The sequence below is a fragment of the Caulobacter sp. DWR3-1-2 genome (assembly GCF_049896225.1).
Taxonomy (GTDB): domain Bacteria; phylum Pseudomonadota; class Alphaproteobacteria; order Caulobacterales; family Caulobacteraceae; genus Caulobacter.
This window is the reverse complement of record NZ_JAFCTW010000007.1, coordinates 81318-102072: the sequence shown is the minus strand read 5'-3', so window position 1 is coordinate 102072 and position 20755 is coordinate 81318. Positions and strand designations below refer to the sequence as shown.

The 20755-nt window shown below is 66.3% G+C and carries 23 protein-coding genes; 17 read left to right on the top strand and 6 right to left on the bottom strand.

The window, feature by feature from the left end:
* Positions 1-28: 28 nt before the first annotated feature.
* The gene (locus tag ACP696_RS12150) at positions 29-367 is read right to left on the bottom strand and encodes a hypothetical protein (protein ID WP_426014653.1); all 339 of its coding nucleotides are present in this window, start codon (positions 365-367) and stop codon (positions 29-31) included.
* 128 nt (positions 368-495) lie between these two features.
* Positions 496-852 (bottom strand): hypothetical protein, encoded by a 357-nt coding sequence (locus tag ACP696_RS12145; RefSeq protein WP_426014655.1) that lies wholly within the window; start codon positions 850-852, stop codon positions 496-498.
* Between ACP696_RS12145 and ACP696_RS12140 the strand changes: the two genes are divergently transcribed.
* From ACP696_RS12140 to ACP696_RS12115, 6 genes are all read left to right on the top strand, one after another.
* Positions 829-1473, top strand: a complete 645-nt coding sequence (locus ACP696_RS12140) for a hypothetical protein (protein ID WP_426014657.1) — start codon at positions 829-831, stop codon at positions 1471-1473. The two genes, ACP696_RS12145 and ACP696_RS12140, sit on opposite strands and share 24 nt — an antisense overlap.
* Positions 1474-1713: 240 nt before the next feature.
* On the top strand, positions 1714-2145 hold the full coding sequence (rplK, locus tag ACP696_RS12135) for a 50S ribosomal protein L11 (protein ID WP_426014659.1): 432 nt from the start codon (positions 1714-1716) through the stop codon (positions 2143-2145).
* Positions 2146-2148: 3 nt separating this feature from the next.
* On the top strand, positions 2149-2838 hold the full coding sequence (rplA, locus tag ACP696_RS12130; protein WP_426014661.1) for a 50S ribosomal protein L1: 690 nt from the start codon (positions 2149-2151) through the stop codon (positions 2836-2838).
* 122 nt (positions 2839-2960) lie between these two features.
* Complete coding sequence (locus ACP696_RS12125) at positions 2961-3200, top strand: type II toxin-antitoxin system VapB family antitoxin (RefSeq protein ID WP_426014664.1); 240 nt, start codon at positions 2961-2963, stop codon at positions 3198-3200.
* Positions 3200-3595, top strand: coding sequence for a type II toxin-antitoxin system VapC family toxin (locus tag ACP696_RS12120; RefSeq protein ID WP_426014665.1), 396 nt, complete (start codon positions 3200-3202; stop codon positions 3593-3595). Before ACP696_RS12125 ends, ACP696_RS12120 begins: the two co-directional genes overlap by 1 nt.
* Positions 3592-4806: an NAD(P)/FAD-dependent oxidoreductase gene (locus tag ACP696_RS12115; RefSeq protein WP_426014667.1), complete on the top strand. Its 1215-nt coding sequence runs from the start codon at positions 3592-3594 to the stop codon at positions 4804-4806. Before ACP696_RS12120 ends, ACP696_RS12115 begins: the two co-directional genes overlap by 4 nt.
* A 61-nt stretch (positions 4807-4867) precedes the next feature.
* Here ACP696_RS12115 and ACP696_RS12110 read toward each other — a convergent pair whose 3' ends face one another.
* Both ACP696_RS12110 and ACP696_RS12105 read right to left on the bottom strand, forming a co-directional pair.
* A complete protein-coding gene (locus ACP696_RS12110; RefSeq protein ID WP_426043832.1) occupies positions 4868-6226 on the bottom strand; it encodes an alpha/beta fold hydrolase in 1359 nt (452 codons plus the stop codon).
* Positions 6227-6330: 104 nt separating this feature from the next.
* Positions 6331-7650, bottom strand: a complete 1320-nt coding sequence (locus ACP696_RS12105) for an aspartate aminotransferase family protein (RefSeq protein ID WP_426043831.1) — start codon at positions 7648-7650, stop codon at positions 6331-6333.
* Positions 7651-7802: 152 nt separating this feature from the next.
* Between ACP696_RS12105 and ACP696_RS12100 the strand changes: the two genes are divergently transcribed.
* The 8 genes from ACP696_RS12100 (at position 7803) to ACP696_RS12065 (ending at position 17687) form a co-directional block, all read left to right on the top strand.
* Positions 7803-8489, top strand: a complete 687-nt coding sequence (locus ACP696_RS12100; protein ID WP_426043830.1) for a GntR family transcriptional regulator — start codon at positions 7803-7805, stop codon at positions 8487-8489.
* 160 nt (positions 8490-8649) lie between these two features.
* A complete protein-coding gene (locus ACP696_RS12095; protein ID WP_426043829.1) occupies positions 8650-10005 on the top strand; it encodes an aspartate aminotransferase family protein in 1356 nt (451 codons plus the stop codon).
* A gap of 37 nt (positions 10006-10042) precedes the next feature.
* Complete coding sequence (locus ACP696_RS12090) at positions 10043-11428, top strand: glutamine synthetase family protein (RefSeq protein ID WP_426014676.1); 1386 nt, start codon at positions 10043-10045, stop codon at positions 11426-11428.
* Positions 11429-11657: 229 nt separating this feature from the next.
* Positions 11658-12767 carry an ABC transporter substrate-binding protein gene (locus ACP696_RS12085; protein WP_426043828.1) on the top strand — a complete coding sequence of 370 codons (1110 nt, stop codon included), beginning with the start codon at positions 11658-11660 and terminating at the stop codon, positions 12765-12767.
* Positions 12768-12927: 160 nt separating this feature from the next.
* Entirely contained in the window at positions 12928-13815 is an 888-nt protein-coding gene (locus ACP696_RS12080; protein ID WP_426014680.1) for an ABC transporter permease, read from the top strand.
* A gap of 154 nt (positions 13816-13969) precedes the next feature.
* Positions 13970-14830 (top strand): ABC transporter permease, encoded by an 861-nt coding sequence (locus ACP696_RS12075; RefSeq protein WP_426014682.1) that lies wholly within the window; start codon positions 13970-13972, stop codon positions 14828-14830.
* A 208-nt stretch (positions 14831-15038) separates the two neighbouring features.
* Positions 15039-16109 carry an ABC transporter ATP-binding protein gene (locus tag ACP696_RS12070; RefSeq protein WP_426014760.1) on the top strand — a complete coding sequence of 357 codons (1071 nt, stop codon included), beginning with the start codon at positions 15039-15041 and terminating at the stop codon, positions 16107-16109.
* 174 nt (positions 16110-16283) lie between these two features.
* A complete protein-coding gene (locus tag ACP696_RS12065; protein WP_426014684.1) occupies positions 16284-17687 on the top strand; it encodes an aspartate aminotransferase family protein in 1404 nt (467 codons plus the stop codon).
* Here ACP696_RS12065 and ACP696_RS12060 read toward each other — a convergent pair.
* Both ACP696_RS12060 and ACP696_RS12055 read right to left on the bottom strand, forming a co-directional pair.
* A complete protein-coding gene (locus tag ACP696_RS12060) occupies positions 17682-18014 on the bottom strand; it encodes a hypothetical protein (RefSeq protein ID WP_426014687.1) in 333 nt (110 codons plus the stop codon). The genes ACP696_RS12065 and ACP696_RS12060 overlap by 6 nt on opposite strands.
* Positions 18015-18160: 146 nt before the next feature.
* Positions 18161-18511 (bottom strand): hypothetical protein, encoded by a 351-nt coding sequence (locus ACP696_RS12055; RefSeq protein ID WP_426014689.1) that lies wholly within the window; start codon positions 18509-18511, stop codon positions 18161-18163.
* Here ACP696_RS12055 and ACP696_RS12050 point away from each other — a divergent pair.
* The 3 genes from ACP696_RS12050 to ACP696_RS12040 are packed head-to-tail and all read left to right on the top strand — an operon-like array spanning position 18501 to position 20583.
* A complete protein-coding gene (locus ACP696_RS12050) occupies positions 18501-18737 on the top strand; it encodes a hypothetical protein (protein ID WP_426014690.1) in 237 nt (78 codons plus the stop codon). The two genes, ACP696_RS12055 and ACP696_RS12050, sit on opposite strands and share 11 nt — an antisense overlap.
* The gene (locus ACP696_RS12045; protein WP_426043827.1) at positions 18679-19155 is read left to right on the top strand and encodes a PIN domain-containing protein; all 477 of its coding nucleotides are present in this window, start codon (positions 18679-18681) and stop codon (positions 19153-19155) included. Before ACP696_RS12050 ends, ACP696_RS12045 begins: the two co-directional genes overlap by 59 nt.
* A 27-nt stretch (positions 19156-19182) precedes the next feature.
* Entirely contained in the window at positions 19183-20583 is a 1401-nt protein-coding gene (locus ACP696_RS12040; protein ID WP_426014694.1) for a glutamine synthetase family protein, read from the top strand.
* The last annotated feature ends 172 nt before the right edge of the window (positions 20584-20755 follow it).

Below are 20755 nucleotides of genomic sequence, written 5' to 3'. Positions count from 1 at the left end.
CGAGGACCGCTAACCCAGTCGCCAAGAACTAGTCGTTCTCGTCTGTCCAGACGTCGAAGACCAACGAGCAACGCTCCTCATCGGCATCCTGCACGATTTCCTTCAGGCGGCCCTCCGATGCTGCCAGCCTCACCGCAGCGGGTTGGTTGGCCTCGTCCGCCGACCCTTGATAAAGCCCTAGCTCGATACGTGGTATTTCGAGTTCACCCGAGATTTCGTAGGCTTCCAAATTACGGATGACCTCGCCATGTGCTGCGACATAATCGGCAAAAGCTCGTAGTTGTCGCTGCCCGAAGATACGGACACTCCCATCGCGAGCGGCAAGGAAAAGAGCGGAAAGCTCGGCCTGTGATGTGTCGTCTTGCATGCGCTTAATGTCGCCTGCGACTTAGCTGTCAACAAGGTCCGCGATCCACCCTTCTCGGACCTCTGGGAAGTTCGCTGCCTAATGATGGGCGGGAGAGCTGGATTTGATGCGAAGGGTCTGTGCCAAGCCTAGCGGGGCCAACGTCGCTTCGGCTCGCCCTTAGCCAGCGCGATGGTGGCCACGTCCCGTGACGAGATGTTGATCACGTGCTGGGGGGCGAACGGGAGTTCGATACCGCTCCAGAATTCATCGTTCTCTTCCAAGGCGTCCGGGTCGTTGTCGAGGACGCCCAGATATCCACCGGGTATGCGTTCTCGAACCAGCACCCACATTCGCTCGACCGCCACTGTCCCTTCCGCATCATCGACGTTGAAGCGGAATATCAGCTTCGCGTGATCACCAAGTTCAAGGCTCTCCCGGCTCTCGCGGGCCGGTATCCAAAAGGTATCAGGAGCCTCGGCATGATAGGCTTCGCCATCTTCCAAGCACCATCCGTCAACTTCAATATCTGGCTCGCGCATCGGCCAAGAGTAGCAAAGGATTGGATGTCCGACATCCACCCGTTGCGAACCCAAGCGACTTCGGGTCTTGATCGCCCTATGGAACCTCTTCCGATTGATCTTTCCGACGAGCGCTGGGGCGAACTCCAGAGCGCCTTCAGGCGGTCGTATGACGTGAGGCCAGCGCTTCGACGGCTCGCTTCAAGAGATGCGGCTGTGTGGGATGAATTCTGGGAAGAGCTGCATCATCAGGGCGACGTAGGCGAAGCATCGTATGCCGCCATCCCAGCAATCGTGCGCATCTACACGGAGCAGGCGCAGCAGCCCGATTGGAACGTGTATGCCCTAGCAGCGACGATCGAAGAAGCTCGGCACGGCAACGACAATCCCGCGATACCGCCTTGGCTAGCCGCGAACTACGATCTGGGATGGGCGGATTTGGAAGCGCGCGCGCTGGCAGAGTTGCCGCCGGCGAGTGACGACGCGTTGGTGAGCAGCATCCTAGCAGTGCTCGCTCTAGCCAAGGGGAAGCGGACTCTCGCCCGCATGGCGCTTCTCACCGAAGACGAACGCAAAGAGATGCTCGACAGCGCTGGATGGGGCTAAGGTTCAAGGTCCGCTTTCCACCCATAACGGTCCTCCCAAGCGTCCGCTTGCAGGCTCGTCTCTTGCGCCCCCACCTAGACTCCCCACCCCGCACCTGCTAGATCCCGCGCCTCGCTCCAGGACTTGCGTCCCGGGGCGTGCCCGTCGTTCGCGGCGAGCTCAAATCCGTGGGAGGGCCGCCAGCCCGGACCACGGCCACACAGCGAAGGCCGCTAAACCCGGCTTTCTTGAGAGGATACAATGGCTAAAAAGATCCTGGGCTATATCAAGCTCCAGGTGAAGGCCGGCTCCGCCACGCCTTCACCGCCCATCGGCCCCGCACTGGGCCAGCGCGGCGTCAACATCATGGGCTTCTGCAAGGAGTTCAACGCGCGCACCGAGAACGTCGAAAAGGGCACCCCCCTGCCGACCGTGATCACCGTGTACCAAGACAAGTCGTTCACCTTCGTCACCAAGACGCCCCCGGCGACGCACTACCTGAAGCAGATCACCGGCCTGAAGTCCGGCGCGAAGCTGACCGGTCGCGAAACCGTCGGTGAAGTCACGCGCAGCCAGCTGCGCGAGATCGCCGGAAAGAAGATGAAGGACCTGAACGCCAACGACATCGAGGCCGCGGCCAAGATCATCGAAGGCTCCGCCAAGGCCATGGGCCTTAAGATCGTGGAGGCCTAGACCATGGCCAAGCAACCCAAGCGCATCCAGGCCTGGACCGGCGATCGCGAAGCCGCGCATGCCGTCGCCGAAGCCATCGCCCTCGTGAAGGCCAACGCCAACGCCAAGTTCGACGAGTCGGTCGAACTCTCGATCAATCTCGGCGTCGATCCGCGCCACGCCGACCAACAGGTCCGCGGCGTCGTCAACCTGCCGTCGGGCACCGGCCGCGACGTTCGCGTCGCCGTTTTCGCCAAGGACGCCAAGGCGGCCGAAGCCACCGCGGCGGGCGCTGAACATGTCGGCGCCGAAGACCTGTACGAAAAGATCGTCGGCGGCTTCATGGATTTCGATCGCGTCATCGCGACCCCGGACATGATGGCCCTGGTCGGTCGCCTCGGTAAGGTGCTGGGCCCGCGCGGCCTGATGCCCAACCCGAAGGTCGGCACCGTGACCCCGAACGTGGGTCAAGCCGTGAAGGACGCCAAGGGCGGCGCCGTCGAGTTCCGCGTCGAGAAGGCGGGCATCGTCCACGCCGGCATCGGCAAGGTGTCGTTCACCGACGAAGCCCTGCTGATCAACGTCAAGGCGATGGTCGACGCTCTGGTCAAGGCCAAGCCGGCCGGCGCCAAGGGCATCTATGTGAAGCGTATCGGCCTGTCCTCGACGATGGGTCCGGGCTTCAAGATCGACGCCGCTTCGGTCAACGCCTAAGCCTCTTCGAACTATGGGTTAGCGAGCGGGCGCTGGAGCCATCCAGCGCCCGCTTTGCGTTTGGAGCCTGAGTTGGCGACGCGTCTAGCCGATGTTATGTTCCGGCTAGACGGAGGTTTCCGATGCCCTTCCATGTCCGAGACGCCGAGGCCGACGCGATGTTGCGGCAATATGCCGAGGACAACCACGTTGGCATTACCGAGGCCATCAAGCTGGCCGTACGCCGGGCGCGCGAGGCGGATGACAAGGTGCGGGCTGAAAAGCTGGCGCGCATGGACGCCATTTTGGCGGAGTTCGACGCCGTGCCTAGAACCGGTCTGACGGCGGACAAGGCTTTCTTCGACATGATCAACGGCGACTGATGTTCGTCGACGCGTCGGCCTGGACAGCCATCGTCCTAAACGAGCCCGAACGCGACCGGCTGCGCATTGCCTTGGCTGCCGCGACAATTGTTTTGACCTCGCCGATCGCCAACTGGGAGACGGTTCGCGCTGTGGCAAGAGAGACGGCGGATGAAATATCGCAGGCCAGCGCGCGTCTGGCCGCCTTCCAGGCCAGCGTTGGCGCACGACTCGTGGATATCGGCGCCGCCGAAGGTGATCTCGCCCTCGTCGCTCACGCTCGCTTTGGCAAGGGCGTGCATCCCGCCAAGCTGAACATGGGCGATTGCTTCGCCTACGCCTGTGCCCGGACCAACGGCGTGCCGTTGCTTTATAAAGGCGACGACTTCGCCCTGACCGACGTCGAGCCTGCGTGACCGCACCCCAGACCCCAGACGTCGCCGTGGTCGGCGGCGGGCCGGCCGGGCTGATGGCGGCCGAGGTGCTGAGCGGGGCGGGGCTGTCGGTGGCGGTTTACGAGCGCATGCCGACCCTGGGGCGCAAGTTCCTGATGGCCGGGCGCGGCGGGCTGAACCTGACCCATTCGGAGGACTTCGAGCGGCTCGCCGAGCGCTACGGCGCGGCGAGCGCGACGCTGCGGTCGCTGCTGGAGGCCTTTAAGCCGGCCGATCTGATCGCCTGGGCCGAAGGGCTGGGGCAGGCGACCTTCGTCGGCTCCAGCGGCCGGGTGTTTCCGAAGGCGCTGAAGGCCTCGCCGCTGCTGCGGGCTTGGATCGCGCGGCTGGAGGAGCAGGGGGTTGCGTTCAACACCCGCTCGACCTGGACCGGGTGGGATGCGACCGGAGCATTGAGCTTCGACACCGCTGATGGCGTCCAGACGGTGCGGCCGCGCGCCACGATCCTGGCCCTCGGCGGCGCCAGCTGGGCGCGGTTGGGCTCGGACGGCGCCTGGGCGGCGCTGCTGGCGGCGCGAGGTGCTGTGGTGGCGCCGTTCCGGCCGGCCAATGTCGGGTTCACGGTCGCCTGGACGGCGCTGTTGCGCGAGCGCTTCGCCGGATCACCGCTGAAGAACATTGGCCTGAGCTTCGAGGGTGCGACGTCGCGCGGCGACGCCCTGGCCGCTGGCTATGGCCTGGAGGGCGGGGCGGTCTACGCCCTCTCAGCCGCCTTGCGTGACGCGGTCGAGGCGCGGGGATCCGCAACGCTCGTTGTCGATCTGCGGCCCGACGTGTCGGAGGCTCAACTGACCGCGCGCCTGTCGCGGCCACGGGGAGGCCAGTCGCTGTCAAGTTGGCTGCGCAAGGCCGCCCGCCTGTCGCCGGTCGAGATCGGCCTGCTGCGCGAGGCCCACGGCGTGGCCCTGCCGGTCGCGCCCGACGCCTTGGCGGCGGCGATCAAGGCCGCGCCGATCGTGCTGACCGGCGTCCAGGGTCTTGAACGTGCGATCTCCTCGGCCGGCGGGCTGAGGTTCGACAGTCTCGACGGGCTGGAGCTGAGGGGCGTTCCCGGCGTGTTCGTGGCCGGCGAAATGCTGGACTGGGAGGCTCCGACCGGCGGGTACCTGCTGCAAGCCTGTTTCGCCACGGGCGTGGCGGCGGCGCGAGCGGTGGTGGATCGGTTTGGCTAGAGCCGGACAACGGACGGGGACAGCCACGTGTGCCTGCCCGCATCCAGGCCCGCCTCGGCGACTATTTCATCGCCGCCCGTATCTTCGCCGCCATCGCCTCGATCGCCTGGGGATCGCCCTTCTCATGCTCGACGAACATCAGCGGCTTGCCGGCCGCGCGGGGGATGACGTGGATGTGCAGGTGCGGCACGCTTTGGCCGACGCCGTTGTTCTGGACAATGGTGAAGCCCTCGACCCCCAGGCCGTCGACCTGGGCCTGGCCCACGCGGGCGGCCACGGCCATGATCCGCGACAGGTCCTGCGGCGAGACCTCCAGGATGTTTCGGGCCTTGGAAGTCTTGGAGATCACCAGCACATGGCCGGGCTCGGCGGGCGCGTAGTCCATGAAGGCCAGCACCTGGTCGTCCTCGTAGACCTTAGGCACGACGACCTCGCCACGCAGGATCTTGGCAAAGGGGTTGGCCTCGTCATAGGGCGCGCTCAGCGGAATCTGCGGCGTGCCCGGCTTGGCGCTCGCCGGATCGAAGCGGCCTAGCCAGCGGATCACCTCGCCCTCCAGCGCGATGCGCGCGTCGGAGAAGCTGTGGTCGGTGTCCATGTAGGTTTCGGTCAAGGCGGTGGCCTGGGCGGCCCGGACTGCGGCCGCCAGCTTGCGCATGGTCGGCGCCCTGGCATGTTCGGCGCCGATCATCAGCACGGGACGGCTGGCGATCCGGGCGCTCAGCGCTTCCAGATTCAGCTTGGCGGCGTTCTCCTCAATCTCCTTGACGAGCAACTCGGCGCTGGTCCCGGCCAGGGGAAGGGTGTCGGGCCGCATCTTGTCGGCGGCCGCCTTGCGCGTGGCGGGGCTGGTGATCTGGGCCGCGTTCTTGCCGATGTCCCAGGCGTCGATCAGTACGGTTCCGGCCACGCGTGGCTCGGTGGACGCGGCGTCAGCGGCCATGAAGCCGCCCATGCTATGGCCGGCCACCACGATCCTGGTAGTGTCGATATGGTATTTGGCGACATTGGCTGGGTCGAACAGGAAGGCCGTGGCCGCCTCGCCGTCTACCCGGGCATTGGCGAACGAGAACTTGCCGGGGCTGCCCCACGAGCCGCGATAATTGATCTTCAGCACATTCCAGCCGGCCCGGCGCACGGCCTGCATCAGGTCGATATTGGTCTCGTTGCCGGGGAAGCCGTGCAGGAACAGCATCGTCGGATGCGGCTGATCGCCCGAGGCCAGGTACATCAGCGCGTTGACGCCCACCCCGCCCGTCGAAACGGTGAAGGCGGCCATGTCGGCCGGATGGGCAGCGTCTCGCGGCGGATCGGCGATCACCGCCTTGGGGATCGGCGGGACGCGCGGCCCGGCGTGGGCCGGCGCGGCGAGGCCGATGAGCATCAGGGCGGCGAAGCCGGCGGTGATCTGGCGTTTCATGAGGGTCCCCTGAGGCAGCGGTCTCTGTTATGCGGAAATATGGGCGCATGGCCAGTCCGCCTCGCGCTTCGCGGAGGCTCTTCCCTTTCTCCGCTAAGAGAGGGTCAATCCACCCCCGCCAGCGCCGCCCGGATGGTGTCCACCACCTGATCGACCTGCGCTTCCTCGATGATCAACGGCGGCGACAGGGCGATGATGTCGCCGGTCACCCGCACCAGAAGCCCCTGGTCGAAGGCCGTCTCGAAGGCCGCCATGGCGCGGGCCGTGGGGGCGCCCAGACGGGGCTCCAGTTCGATGCCGGCGATCAGGCCGAAGTCGCGGATGTCGATGACATGGCGGGCGTCTTTCAGCGAATGCACGGCGGCGCGCCAATAGGGCTCCATCGCCAGAGCGCGGTTGAACAGGTCCTCTTCCTGGTAGACCTCCAGCGCCGCCAGTCCTGCCGCGCAGGCCAGCGGGTGGGCCGAATAGGTGTAGCCGTGGAAGAGCTCGATGGGGGCGTCGGCGCCGTCCATCATCGCCTGGTAGATTCCTTCGGACGCGGCGACGGCGCCGGCCGGGACGGCGGCGTTGGTGAGGCCCTTGGCCATGCAGATCATGTCGGGGATCACCCCGAAGCGCTCGGCGGCGAAGGCCGCGCCGACCCGGCCAAACCCGGTGATTACCTCATCGAAGATCAGCAGGATGTCGTGCTTGTCGCAGATCGCCCGCAGGCGTTGCAGGTAGCCTTCGGGCGGGACGAGCACGCCCGTGGAGCCGGCTACGGGCTCGACGATGACGGCGGCGATGTTGCTGGCGTCGTGCAGGGCGACGATGGCCTCCAGAGTGTCGGCCAGTTCGGCGCCGTTCTTCGGCAGGCCTTGCGAGAACAGGTTGCCTTCCACGCCATGGGTGTGCGGCAGGTGATCGACGCCGGTCAGCAAGCTTCCGAAATACATCCGGTTCTTGGGGATTCCGCCCACCGATATGCCCCCGAAGCCGACGCCGTGATAGCCGCGCTCGCGGCCGATCAGCCGGGTCTTGGTCCCCTTGCCGCGGGCGCGGTGATAGGCCAGGGCGATCTTCAGGGCGGTGTCGACCGACTCCGAGCCCGAGCCGGTGAAGAAGATGCGGTCCAGGCCCTTGGGCGTGATCTGGGCGATACGGCTGGCGAAGGCGAAGGCGGCGGGGTGGCCCATGTTGAAGCTCGGCGCATAGTCCATTTCTCCGGCCTGACGGCGAATGGCCTCGACGATCTTGGGCCGGTTGTGCCCGGCGTTAACGCACCAAAGGCCCGAGGTGGCGTCGAGGATCCGGCGGCCGTCGGGGGTGTAATAGTGCATGCCCTCAGCGCGGCTCAGCAGGCGCGGATTGGCCTTGAAGCGCCGGTTGGGCGTGAACGGCATCCAGAAGGCGTCGAGGTCGTTGGCGCGGATGTCGGCCATGGCGGGTCTCCGTACAGGCTTGCCCAAGGACTTGCATTGTGATCGCAATTGCGGGTCTTCTGGCAAGGTCAATCGGGCAGGGCGCGGATGTGTCGGGGACACATACGAATTCCCCGTCGGTGTGATCGTGGCGCAGGCAGAGGAGTGCGTGTGTGTCCCCATCAGCATCACCGGCCTCGCCGAGACGTCCGCTCACCGACAGCCCCACCGTCCACGACCAGGTCTATGACTCCATCCGCCAGGCCCTGGTCACCGGCCGGATCGCGCCAGGCGTCGGGGTGTCCCTGCGCAGCCTGGCCGCCGAGCTGGGGGTCAGTCCGATGCCGGTGCGCGACGCGGTGCGTCGGCTCGTGGCCGAGCGGGCCCTTGCGATCAACCCGGCCAACAAGCGGCTTTCCGTGCCGTCCCTGACCGCCGCCCGCCTGGAACAGCTGTCCCAGGCCCGGCTGTGGATCGAGCCCGAACTGGCCGCCCGCGCCGCGTCCCAGGCCGACGCCGCCCTCATCCGGGCGCTCAAGGCCATCGACGTGCGCCTGGACGCGGCCCTCGCGGCCGGCGACGTCGACGGTTACATGACCGCCAACCACGCTTTCCACTTCGCCATCTACGAACGGGCCGAGGCGGAGGTGCTGCTGTCGATGGCGCGCGCCCTGTGGCTGCAGATCGGGCCGTTCATGCGGGTCGTGTTCGGCCGGGTCGGCACGGTCGGCCTGCCGGCCGATCGCCACGCCGAGGCCATGGACGCCCTGAAGACCGGCGACGCCGAGGCCGCCCGCCAGGCCATAGCGGCCGACCTGTCGGAAGGCATGGAAAAGATGCGCGTGGCGGTGGGCGGCTAGGGTGCTTTCTTCGTCCTGCTCACGGTGTGAAGATCACGGGGAAATGCAACCTCGCAAACCCGCCGAGGCGATGACGACCTGATCTTGACAGTCGCCTGTCCGACGCAAACTGTGATCACAGTTGAGGATCATCCGTGCCTGCATTTTCTCGATCGACGCCATGACGACTGCCTCCAGCCTCTCCCACCTCATCGAGGCCGAGGCCCAGCGCTTCACGACCGAGCATCCGCGTTCGGCGGCGATGGTGTGCTCGGCGGCCGAGGTCTGGCGCGGCGGGACGCCAATGCACTGGATGGGCGACTGGGCCAGCCCGAGCCCGATCTTCGCGGCCCAGGGCGTCGGCGCCCAGATCACCGACGTGGATGGGAAGTTGTATGATGACTTCTGCCTGGCCGACACGCCGGCGATGTTCGGCCATGGCGAACCGGCCGTGGCCCGAGCCATCGCCGATCAGGCCTTGCGCGGCGCGGGGTTCATGCTGCCCACGGCCACGGCGGTGATCGTCGGCCGGTTGCTGGCCGAGCGGTTCGGCCTGCCGCTGTGGCAGGCGGCGACCACGGCCAGCGACGCCAACCGCGCGGCCATCCGCTGGGCGCGGGCGGTGACGCAGCGGCCGGTGATCCTGGTGTTCGACGGCTGCTATCACGGCATGGTCGATGACGCCTTCGTGGTGCTGGACGGCGGCGTGGCTGTGATGAAGCCCGGCCTGGTGGGTCAGGTGCACGACCTGACCGCCACCACCCGCGTGGCGCCGTTCAACGATCTGGCCGCGCTGCAAGCCGCCCTGGCCCCAGGCGATGTGGCCGCCGTTCTGGCCGAGCCGGTGATGACCAATTGCGGGATGATCCTGCCCGACCCCGGCTTCCACGATGCCCTGCGCGCCCTGACCCAGGCAGCCGGGACCTTGTTGATCCTCGACGAGACCCACACCCTCTCGACCGGCCCGGGCGGCTATAGCCGCGCCCATGGCCTGGAGCCGGATATCTTCGTGGTCGGCAAGGCCATCGCCGGCGGCGTACCGGCGGCGGTCTGGGGCGTGACCGCCGCGCTTTCCGACCGCATGGACGCCGCAGCCGCGCGGATCGGTCCGGGCCAGTCGGGGATCGGCACGACGTTGTCGGGCAACGCGCTGGCCTTGGCGGCCATGCGGGCCATGCTGTCCGAGGTGATGACCAACGCGGCCTATGACCGGATGCTGACCGGCGCCCAGAAGCTGGTCGAGGACCTGCGCGGCATGATCGCCGTGCGAGCCCTGCCGTGGTCGGTGGTGCAGGTTGGGGCGCGAGTCGAGCTGATCCTCGCCGAGCGTCCACCGAAAAACGCCGCCGAGATGCGCGAGACACTGGACGACGCCCTGCTGTCCGCGCTTCATCTGTGGCTGATCAATCGCGGGGTGCTGATCGCGCCCTTCCACACCATGATGCTGGTGTCGCCGATGACCGAAGACGCCGCTATCGACCGCCTGGTCGCGGCGGTCGACGGGTTCGCCGGGGCGCTGGAGGGGTTAGAGGCATGAGCGTTGCGCATTGGGGTTTTGGGATGGAGCAACGCCCGTGACGCTCCCTTCGGTCGCCGATCCCCAGGAATGCCGCGACTTCCTCGCCGCCAACCCAGGCGTCAAATATGTCGAGGTGTTCTTCACCTCCATGACCGGCGTGCCGCGCGGCAAACGCCTCAGGATCCACGAACTGCAAGCGGTCTATGACTATGGCCGCTTCCTGCCCGGCTCGATCCTGGTGGTCGACACCCTGGGGGCTGACTGCGAGGAGACCGGACTGGTCTGGGAAGACGGCGACGCCGACCGCCGGGCGAGGCCGGTCCCCGGCACGCTCACCCTGGCCCCGTGGCTCGGCCAGGACATGTGCCAGGTGATGCTGTCGCTGTACGAGCTGGATGGAACGCCCAACGATCTGGACCCGCGCCATGTGCTCAAACGCGTGCTGGACCGCTTCGCCGCCGACGGCCTGACGCCGGTCGCGGCCTGCGAGCTAGAATATTACCTGGTCGATCTGGAGCGCGGCCCGCACGGCGAGCTGCAACCGCCCAAGTCGGCCCTGACCGGCCGCCGGCCGCAGGGCATCGAGGTTTATGGCCTGCCCGAGCTGGAGGCCATCGCCCCGTTCCTGAAGGACCTGTGGGAGACCTGCGACGTGCTGGGCGTGCCGCTGGAGGGGGCGATCTCGGAGTTTGCCCCCAGCCAGGTCGAGCTGACCCTCAAGCACAAGTCCGACGCCCTGGCCTGCTGCGACGACGCCCTGCTCTACAAGCGCGCCGCCAAGGGCGTGGCCCTGAAGCACGGCTGCGAGGCCACCTTCATGGCCAAGCCCTGGGCCGACAAGGCCGGCAACGGCTTCCACGTTCATATGAGCTTCAACGACGCGGCGGGAAACAACCTGTGCGCGGCCGAGGATCCGGAGGGCTCCGAGCTGCTCAAGCACGCGATCGGCGGCATGAAGGTACTGATGGCCGACTGCATGGCCATACTGGCGCCCAACGCCAATTCCTATCGCCGCTTCAAAGCCAACAGCTATGCGCCGGTGGCCCCGACCTGGGGCGTCAACAACCGCACGGTGTCCCTACGCGTGCCGGCCGGCCCGCCGCCGACCCGGCATGTGGAGCACCGCGTGGCCGGGGCCGACGGCAATCCGTATCTGGTGCTGGCCGTTCTGCTGGCCTGCGCTCACCACGGGATCACCAATCGGATCGATCCAGGCCCAGCGGTGGTCGGCGACGGCTATGCGGCGGCCGCCAAGGAAAAGATCCGCCTGCCCACCGACTGGTATGCGGCGGTCAATCTGTTCGAGGCCTCCGAAATCTTGCGCGACTATCTGGGCGCGCGGTTCGTGGAGATGTTCGTCTCGGTCAAGCGCACCGAACAGGCGCGCTTCGCCGAGGTGGTCACCCAGCTGGATTATGACTGGTATCTGCGCAACGCCTGACGGTTACGCCGAGAGTGGGGAGCGAGAGTTGCAAGGCTGGTCTCCCTTCCCCCTTGATGGGGGAAGGGCCAGGGATGGGGGTGATGCGGCGGTTCAGGACATGGCGCGATCGAGGTCGCCGCCACCGCCCTGGTCACCCCCACCCCCAACCCCTCCCCCATCAAAGGGGAGGGGGGATGTATCGAGATTGTCCGTCACCAGTCGACTTCAAAGGGGAGAGACCAAGGCCATGAGCACCAACCGCATTCATACCGGGCGAGTTTTGGGCACCCGCCGCTCGCTGCTGACCGCCATGGGCGCTGCGGCCATCGGCATTTCCTTCACCGCTTGCGGCGAGAAGCCCAAGGCCCCGACCGGTCCGGGCGGCGAGGAAACCAAGCTGAACTTCTACAACTGGGACACCTATATCGGCGAGACGACCCTGGCCGACTTCAAGAAGACCTCGGGCGTCGACGTGAACATGAGCCTGTTCGCCACCAATGATGAGCTGTTCGCCAAGCTGAAGGCGGGCAATGCGGGCTATGACGTGATCGTGCCGTCCAACGAGTTCGTCACCCGCATGGGCCAGGCGGGCATGCTGGAGGTGCTGGACCACGCCAAGATCCCCAACCTCAAGAACATCGACCCGGCCTTCCTCAATCCCGACTACGACCCGGGCCGGAAGTTCTCCATGCCCTATACTTGGCTGGTGCTGGGCATCGGCTATCGCAAGTCCAAGGTGAAGGGCGTGCCCGACAGCTGGAAGTACCTGTTCGACAGCGCTCAATATAACGGCCGCATCGCCCTGCTGTCGGAAAGCGCCGACCTGATCCGCCTGGCCGCCAAGTACAAGGGCCACAGCGTTAACAATATCCCGCCCGGGCTGGTCACCGAGATCGAGCAGATGTTGATCCGCCAAAAGCCCTATGTGAAGGCCTTCCACGACGACAACGGCCAGGACATGCTGGTGGCCGGCGATGTGGACCTGGTGCTCGAATATAATGGCGACATCGCCCAGGTGATGAAGGACGATCCGGACCTGGATTTCGTGATCCCCAAGGAGGGGTCGCTGATCAATTCCGACACCCTGTGCATTCCCAAGGGCGCGCCGCGTCCAGACAACGCCCACAGGTTCATCAACTACCTGCTGGACGCCCAGGCCGGGGCCGAGATTTCCAAGACAATCCTCTATCCGACCCCGAACGCTGCGGCCAAGGCGCTGATGCCGCCGGAATATCGCGACAATCCGGTGATTTTCCCGCCCGCCGACGTCATGAGCAAGTGCGAGTACGGGGCGTTCGAGGGGGCGGAAAAGGCGAGCCTGTACGAGGAAGTCATCACCCGGGTGAGGGCGGCTTAGCGGGCGTTAGGTCCTCCCCCTGTGGGGGAGGCGATCGCGTAGCGATCGGAGGGGGGAGTTTTAGGGCCGTCGATCCGGGCTGTGGTCGTCGCCCTGATACTCCCCCCTCCGTTGGCTTCGCCGACACCTCCCCCAGAGGGGGAGGACTTGGGAGAGGGACATGGAGCAAAGCTGGAAACAGGCGAAAGCCGTCTTCGCCACGGCGCTTGGCCCGCCGCTGGTGTGGCTGGTGCTGTTCTTCCTGGTGCCCCTGGCCATCGTCTGGGCCTACAGCTTTGGCCACAATGACGGCCTGACCCAGATCGCGATCACCGGCACCTTCAAGAACTACGCGCGGGCGATCGAACCGCTGTATCTGAAGATCTTCCTGAAATCGGCCGGGGTGGCGGCTCTGACCACAGGACTGTGCCTGGTGATCGGCTTCCCCGTCGCCCTGGCCATCACCTTCGCGTCGCAGAAGGCCAAGGCCTGGCTGCTGCTGCTGATCATGCTGCCGTTCTGGACCAACCTGCTGATCCGCACCTACGCCCTGATCGCCGTGCTCCGCGATGAGGGCTATATCAACAAGGGCCTCGAAGCCGTTTGGACCCTGGCCGGCAAGGTCCTGCCCCTGGCGCCGTTCCAGCCGATTCCGATGATGCACACCAATTTCGCGGTGATCGTCGGGCTGGTTTATGTCCACCTGCCGTTCATGGTGCTGCCGCTGTATTCGGCGCTGGACCGGCTGGACAAGTCGCTGCTGGAGGCCAGCCTCGACCTGGGGGCCGGCCATATGCGGACCCTGTTCAAGGTGGTCGTGCCGCTCGCCTTGCCGGGCATCGCCTCGGGCATACTGATCACCTTCATCCCGGCGCTCGGGGCCTATCTGACCCCCGACCTGCTGGGTGGCCCCGACAGCCAGATGATCGCCAATGTCATCGAGCGCCAGTTCAAGCGCGCCAACGACTGGCCGTTCGGCGCGGCCCTGTCGTTCCTGCTGATGTACCTGACCTTCGTGGCGATCGCGGTGCAGGCGCTGCTGGGACGGAAGAAGGGGGTGAGGGCGTGAGCGTTCATCACGGCAAGTCCTCCTCCCATGGGGGAGGTGTCGGCGCAGCCGACGGAGGGGGGAGTGATCGACCATTCGCCGCCACCCCGATCCTCGATCCTAAAACTCCCCCCACCGGCCTTCGGCCGCCTCCCCCAAAGGGGGAGGACCGCGCATGAGCAAGCTCCGCAAATCCCCGCCCGGCCCGCTGGAATATCTCCGCCGCTGGCAGATGCAGGCCTGGCTCTTCGCCGTGGCCGTCTTCCTCTACGCGCCACTGCTGGCCCTGATGGCCTTCAGCTTCAATGACAGCCGGCGCAACATCGTCTGGAAGGGTTTCACACTCAAATATTATGACAAGGCCTTCCACGACTCCTCGCTGATTGAGGCCTTCGCCAATTCCCTGACAATCGCGGCCCTGTGCACGGTGTTCAGCGTGGCGCTCGGCGCCATGGTCGCCCTGGCCCTGTGGCGGTTCCGCTTTCCCGGCAAGACCGTGCTGGACGGAGCCCTGGCCCTGCCGATCGTGGTGCCCGAGATCTGCATGGGCGTGGCCATGCTGGTGTTCTTCGCCAAGGTGTTGCCCTGGCCCGTCGGCCTGCCCTGGCCGCTGAATCTGGGCGCCATCACCATCGCCCACGTGTCGTTCTCGTTCCCGTTCGTGGCCGTGGTGGTCCGCGCCCGCATGGCCAGCTTCAACCGCGAGATGGAGGAGGCGGCCCGGGATCTCGGGGCCGGCGAGTGGCGCACCATCTGGGACGTGATCCTGCCGCACATGGCCCCCGCCCTGGTGGCCGGCGCCCTGCTGGCCTTCACGCTCAGCCTGGACGACTTCGTCATCACCTTCTTCACCTCGGGGCCCGACACCGTGACCTTCCCGGTCAAGGTCTATTCGATGGTGCGGTTCTCGGTGACGCCCGAGGTCAACGCCGCCTCGACCATCCTGATCGTGCTGACCGTGCTGCTGACGGCGGTGGCGCTGAAGATGCAGGGTGATCCGGCCGGGGTGGCGGGTGGTCATGGGGACAAGCCATGATGGACGCGCGGACCAAGTCCTCCTCCTATGGGGGAGGTGGCCCGAAGGGCCGGAGGGGAGAGTTGGCGGCGCTAACCACTCACCCCTCAGTCGCTCCGCGACAGCTCCCCCACAGGGGGAGCAATTTTCTGGCGACGCGCTCGAGGGCCTTCCGGTGATTAACCCACCCATCATCACCTTCGAGAACGTCACCAAGCGCTTCGGCAAGATGGTGGCCGTCGATAACGTCTCCCTCAGCATCCAGGAGGGCGAGTTCTTCTCGCTGCTGGGGCCGTCGGGCTGCGGCAAGACCACCCTGCTGCGGATGCTGGCCGGGTTCGACACACCGACCGAGGGGCGGATCCTGATCGACGGCCAGGATGTCAGCCTGGTGCCGCCCAACAAGCGGCCGGTGAACATGGTGTTCCAGTCCTACGCCGTGTTCCCGCACATGAGCGTGGCCGACAATGTCGCCTATGGCCTGAAGGTCGACCGGGTCAGCAAGGCCGAGCGTGACCGGCGGGTGGAGGAGGCGCTGGACTTGGTGCAACTCCACGGCCTGGCCCAGCGCCGGCCCGACCAGCTGTCGGGCGGCCAACGCCAGCGCGTCGCCCTGGCCCGCGCCCTGGTCAAGCGCCCCCGCGTGCTGCTGCTCGACGAGCCGCTGTCGGCCCTGGACGCCAAGCTGCGCGACCAGATGCGCACCGAGCTGTGCACCCTGCAGGAGAAGGTCGGCATCACCTTCATCATGGTCACCCACGACCAGGACGAGGCCCTGGCCCTGGCTACCCGCTGCGCGGTGATGAACCGCGGCGTGCTGCAGCAGGTGGCCGGTCCCAGCGACCTCTACGAGTTCCCCAACAGCCGGTTCGTGGCCGACTTCATCGGCAGCGTGAACCTGTTCGAGGGCGTGCTGGCGGTCGACGAGCCCAGCCACGCGGTGGTCCGCTCGCCGGAGCTGGACTGCGACATCTTCCTCGACCACGGGGTCACCGGCGCGCGCGGCGGCACGGTCTGGGCGGCCCTGCGGCCCGAGAAGATCGAGCTGCACAAGCGTCCTGATGGCGGGGCCCCGCCCAACATGGGCGACTGCCCGTTGGGCCAGAACGCCGTGGCGGGGGTGATCAAGCACGAGGCCTATCTGGGAGGCACGAGCGTCTACGAGGTCGAGATCAAGAGCGGCCGGCGGATCAAGGTCACCCGCCAGAACCTGACCCGCTGGGACCAGGAAGACTTCAAGCTGGGCGAAGCGGTGTGGCTCGGCTGGCACGCCTGCTCGCCGGCGGTGTTGCTCAGCTGATGCCTTTTCACACCGCTCATCCCGGCGAATGCCGGGACCCAGATGGCAGGCGGCGAGGTGGGTTCCTTGAGCGAGGCGCCTATCCAATCAACCCCAGCGCCATAGGATCTGGGTCCCGGCATTCGCCGGGATGAGCGGATTTTTTACAGATAAGAACAAGACCGGAGTACCCCCATGCCCGTCCCTATCCGCAACCACGACATCGCCGAGCTCAGGCGCCTGGACCTGGCCCACCACCTGCCGGCCCAGACCGATTACAAGCTGCAGCAGGAACTCGGCGGCAGCCGGATCATCACGCGCGCCGACGGGGTCTATATCCACGATGGCGACGGCCACCAGATCCTCGACGGCATGGCCGGGCTGTGGTGCGTCAATGTCGGCTATGGCCGGCAGGAGCTGGCCCAGGCCGCCTACGACCAGATGCTGGAGCTGCCCTACTACAACACCTTCTTCAAGACGGCCTCGCCGCCGCCGATCCGGCTGGCCGCCAAGATCGCCGAGAAGATGGGCGGCCAGCTGTCCCACGTGTTCTTCAACTCGTCGGGGTCGGAGGCCAATGACACGGTCTTCCGCCTGGCCCGCCACTATTGGAAGCTGAAGGGCCAGCCGCAGCGCAAGATCTTCATCAGCCGCTGGAACGCCTATCACGGCTCCACCGTGGCCGGCGTCTCGCTGGGCGGCATGAAGCACATGCACGTGCAGGGCGACCTGCCGATCGCCGGGGTCGAGCACGTGATGCAGCCTTACGGCTTTGGCGACGGGTTCGGCGAAGACCCCGCCGCCTTCCGCGACCGGGCGGTGCGGGCCATCGAGGACAAGATCCTCGAGGTCGGCCCCGAGAACGTCGCCGCCTTCATCGGCGAGCCGGTTCAGGGGGCGGGCGGGGTGATCATTCCGCCCGACGGCTATTGGCCGGCCGTCGAGGCGGTGTGTCGCAAGTACGGCATCCTGCTGGTCTGCGACGAGGTGATCTGCGGCTTCGGGCGGCTGGGCCAGTGGTTCGGGCATCAGCATTACGGGATCAAGCCCGACATGATCGCCATGGCCAAGGGCCTGTCGTCTGGCTACCTGCCGATCAGCGCCGTAGGCGTGGCCGATTTCATCGTCGAGGAGATGCGCGAGAAGGGCGGCGACTTCATCCACGGCTTTACATACTCAGGCCATCCGACCTGCGCGGCCGTGGCCCTGAAGAACATCGAGATCATCGAGCGCGAAGGCCTGGTCGAGCGCACCCGCGATGACACGGGGCCCTACCTCGCCAAGGCCCTGGCCACCCTGAACGACCACCCGCTGGTCGGCGAGACCCGCTCGCTGGGCCTGATCGGGGCGGTCGAGATCGTCCGCGAGAAGGGGACCAACCATCGCTTCCTCGACAAGGAAGGCGAGGCCGGGCCGGTGGTCCGCGACCTGTGCATCGAGAACGGCCTGATGGTTCGCGCCATCCGCGACAGCATCGTCTGCTGCCCGCCGCTGATCATCACCCATGCGGAGATCGACGCGATGGTGGCGATCATGCGCAAGGCGCTGGACGCAGCGGAGCCGGTGCTGCGGGGATTGAAGGCGGAGCCCGCGTCATAGCGTTGAAATTTTGCGGGCTAGCCAGGACATCGGCGGAATAAGGACGCTCGCCGTGACAGCCAAAGCCCAGAGCAGGATGGTGGGGATCATGGCCATGCCCCAGACGGCACCGGCGGCGTCGGCTCCGCCCTCGGGATCGCGCGGCGGCGGCCCGCCGAAGCTGAGGCTGGTGATCAGCAATCCAGCGGGCAGACTCAGCAATATGGACGCGACGATGATGACCCATCCGAAGCGCCGGACACGGCGTGCGACCAGCCAACCGGCGATGATCATGGCGATCGGCGCGATCAAGCCTAGAAAGAAGAGCGCTATGCCCAGTCCGCTCATGTCGCCGCCCCACCATTCCTCATGCCTTCGGGATCATGATCCGGGCCGGACCATCGAGTGGAGAAACGGTCAAGGCGGGGTGCAGGCAGGAAATGGGCTTGGCGGTCATTTCGCCGCGCACGCGATTTCGCAAGGCTTCAAAATATTCAGGGGTGACTGGGTACGTTGGCGCTGAGACCGCCCTTGAGCAATTCACTTCGAAGGTGCATCGGCGTCGGCTGCTGGTCTGGCGTGCCGAGCGTCTTGAGCCATTCGCGCACGCGGGCGTCGGGCACGACGCGACCGGATTTGGCATCCGCGTCGGCCGCCGTTTCGGCGAGGCGGTCGGCCTCGTCGTCGCTGTCGTCGAAGATCGCCGGTTCGGGCTCGGCCATGGCCAAGAATAGCAAAAAACGCCCTCTGAAGCCATTGTTCTCCGGCCCATTGAGCAGAGCGCGAACCCTATCCCGACTTTGGGCTGCAGCCTGGCTGTGATACTGTGAGAACATGAAAAACATCACAGTCGCCGTGGATGACGAAACCTACCGCCGCGCCCGGATCAAGGCGGCGGAGCAGGACACGTCCGTCTCCGCGCTGGTGCGGAAGTTCCTGACCGAGACGGCGGCCGGCGAAAGCGACTTCGAGCGTCGCAAGCGCCTGGAGATGGAGGCACGAGCGGAACTGGGTGATTTCGAGGCTGGACCCCTGCTGTCACGCGACGCGCTTCACGAGCGCGGTCGTTGAGGTGCCCGTCTTCTTCGACACCAACATCTTGATCTACGCGCTCAGCACCACGCCGGCGGAAAGTCGCAAGCGTCGCAGCGCGGAGGCGCTTCTGGACCGCGCGGACGGGGTCTTGTCGGTGCAGGTGCTGCAGGAGTTTTATGTCCAGATCACCAGACCTACGCGGCCCAAGCCGATGTCGCATGACCTGGCGGTGCGGTTCATCGAAGGCTGGCGGCGGCATCAGGTGGTATCGAACACCATCGAAACCTTGTCCGACGCGCTGTCGATCAAGGGACGGTACGGTTTTTCCTACTGGGACAGCGCCGTCGTCGCCGCCGCGCGCACCGCCGGCTGTTCGGAGCTCTACACCGAGGATCTTTCCCACGACCAGATGGTCGAAGGCGTCCGCGTCATCAACCCGTTCAAGATTAGCTAGACTTCCACACGCGCGAGGAGCGCCCCCGTGAAGTACAAAGACAAGAAATCCAAACCCGCCCCGAAAACCACGCGCGGGGTCGCCTCGCTCGACGACGCCAAGGCGTGGTTCGACCGGCAGAACATCGAGGAGATCGAGTGCGTCGTGCCCGATCTGGCCGGCGTGGCGCGGGGCAAGATCATGCCGGTGCGCAAGTTCCTGGGCACGCCGTCGATGAACCTGCCGTTGGCGGTGTTCTACCAGACCATCACCGGCGACTTCCCCGAGTTCGAGGGCGAGGTCAATTCGGTCCAGGCCGACACCGACGTGATCCTCACCCCGGACCTGGCCACCCTGGCCGTGGTGCCCTGGGCCCAGGACCCGACCGCCCAGGTGATCCACGACGCCTTCCACCCCGACGGCCGGCCGGTGGAGGAAAGCCCGCGTCAGGTGTTGCGCCGGATCGTGGCCCTCTATCGCGAAAAGGGCTGGGACCCGATCGTCGCGCCGGAGATCGAGTTCTACCTGGTCGAGAAGAACACCGACCCCGACTACCCGCTGAAGCCTCCCGTGGGCCGCTCGGGCCGACCCGAGACCGGCCGCCAGGGCTATTCGATCGCGGCGGTCAACGAGTTCGACGCCCTGTTCGAGGACATGTACGAATATTCCGAGCGCCAGGGCTTGGAGATCGACACCCTGATCCACGAAAGCGGCGTGGCCCAGATGGAGATCAACCTGCGCCATGGCCATCCGCTGGAACTGGCCGACCAGGTGTTCATGTTCAAGCGCACCATCCGCGAGGTGGCGCTGGAGCACGAGATCTACGCCACCTTCATGGCGAAACCGATGGCTGCCGAGCCCGGCAGCGCCATGCACATCCACCAGTCGATCCTGGGGGCCGACGGCCAGAACCTGTTCTCGGATCCAAAGTCCGGCGAGGCCACGCCGCTGTTCTACGGCTTCATCGCCGGCCAGCAGCGCTATCTGCCGGCGATCATGGCCATACTGGCGCCCTATGTGAATTCCTATCGGCGGATCGCCCGGGAGAGCGGCGCGCCGGTCAATACCCAGTGGGGCTATGACAACCGCACCTGCGGCCTGCGCGTGCCGCCGTCCGACCCCGCCAATCGCCGGCTGGAAAACCGCATCCCCTCGTCCGACGCCAACCCCTATCTGGCCATCGCCGCAGTTCTGGCGGCGGGGTATCTGGGCATGGTCGGCAATCTGACCCCCAGCGCCCCAGTCGACACCGACGCCAATATCCGCGGCATCGAGCTGCCGCGCAGCCTGCTGGAGTCGGTGGCCCTGTTCGAGGCCGCCACCCCGCTGATCGAACTGCTGGGCGCCACCTTCTGCGCCGCCTACGCCACGGTGAAACAGGCCGAGTACGAGACCTTCATGCGCACCATCAGCCCCTGGGAGCGGGAGTTCCTGTTGCTGAATGTGTGAGGCGGTCGTCACGACCTTCTCCCAGAGGGGGAAGGAGGGGCCCGCGCCGCAGGTGTGGGAGGATGACAGGTTACGCCGCTGGCCGGAGCGCCGGCACGCCGTCGGGCGCCCTAACCCCTCACCCTCCCATTGCTACGCAACAGGTCCCTCCCTCTCCCTCTGGGAGAGGGAG

Bases quoted from the DNA above. Each gene is read 5' to 3' on its own strand.
- ACP696_RS12150 (WP_426014653.1), bottom strand. From the start codon at position 367: ATGCAAGACGACACATCACAGGCCGAGCTTTCCGCTCTTTTCCTTGCC.
- ACP696_RS12140 (WP_426014657.1), top strand. From the start codon at position 829: ATGATAGGCTTCGCCATCTTCCAAGCACCATCCGTCAACTTCAATATC.
- rplK (WP_426014659.1), top strand. From the start codon at position 1,714: ATGGCTAAAAAGATCCTGGGCTATATCAAGCTCCAGGTGAAGGCCGGC.
- rplA (WP_426014661.1), top strand. From the start codon at position 2,149: ATGGCCAAGCAACCCAAGCGCATCCAGGCCTGGACCGGCGATCGCGAA.
- ACP696_RS12125 (WP_426014664.1), top strand. From the start codon at position 2,961: ATGCCCTTCCATGTCCGAGACGCCGAGGCCGACGCGATGTTGCGGCAA.
- ACP696_RS12120 (WP_426014665.1), top strand. From the start codon at position 3,200: ATGTTCGTCGACGCGTCGGCCTGGACAGCCATCGTCCTAAACGAGCCC.
- ACP696_RS12110 (WP_426043832.1), bottom strand. From the start codon at position 6,226: ATGAAACGCCAGATCACCGCCGGCTTCGCCGCCCTGATGCTCATCGGC.
- ACP696_RS12105 (WP_426043831.1), bottom strand. From the start codon at position 7,650: ATGGCCGACATCCGCGCCAACGACCTCGACGCCTTCTGGATGCCGTTC.
- ACP696_RS12095 (WP_426043829.1), top strand. From the start codon at position 8,650: ATGACGACTGCCTCCAGCCTCTCCCACCTCATCGAGGCCGAGGCCCAG.
- ACP696_RS12085 (WP_426043828.1), top strand. From the start codon at position 11,658: ATGAGCACCAACCGCATTCATACCGGGCGAGTTTTGGGCACCCGCCGC.
- ACP696_RS12080 (WP_426014680.1), top strand. From the start codon at position 12,928: ATGGAGCAAAGCTGGAAACAGGCGAAAGCCGTCTTCGCCACGGCGCTT.
- ACP696_RS12075 (WP_426014682.1), top strand. From the start codon at position 13,970: ATGAGCAAGCTCCGCAAATCCCCGCCCGGCCCGCTGGAATATCTCCGC.
- ACP696_RS12070 (WP_426014760.1), top strand. From the start codon at position 15,039: ATGGTGGCCGTCGATAACGTCTCCCTCAGCATCCAGGAGGGCGAGTTC.
- ACP696_RS12065 (WP_426014684.1), top strand. From the start codon at position 16,284: ATGCCCGTCCCTATCCGCAACCACGACATCGCCGAGCTCAGGCGCCTG.
- ACP696_RS12060 (WP_426014687.1), bottom strand. From the start codon at position 18,014: ATGAGCGGACTGGGCATAGCGCTCTTCTTTCTAGGCTTGATCGCGCCG.
- ACP696_RS12050 (WP_426014690.1), top strand. From the start codon at position 18,501: ATGAAAAACATCACAGTCGCCGTGGATGACGAAACCTACCGCCGCGCC.
- ACP696_RS12055 (WP_426014689.1), bottom strand. From the start codon at position 18,511: ATGTTTTTCATGTTCTCACAGTATCACAGCCAGGCTGCAGCCCAAAGT.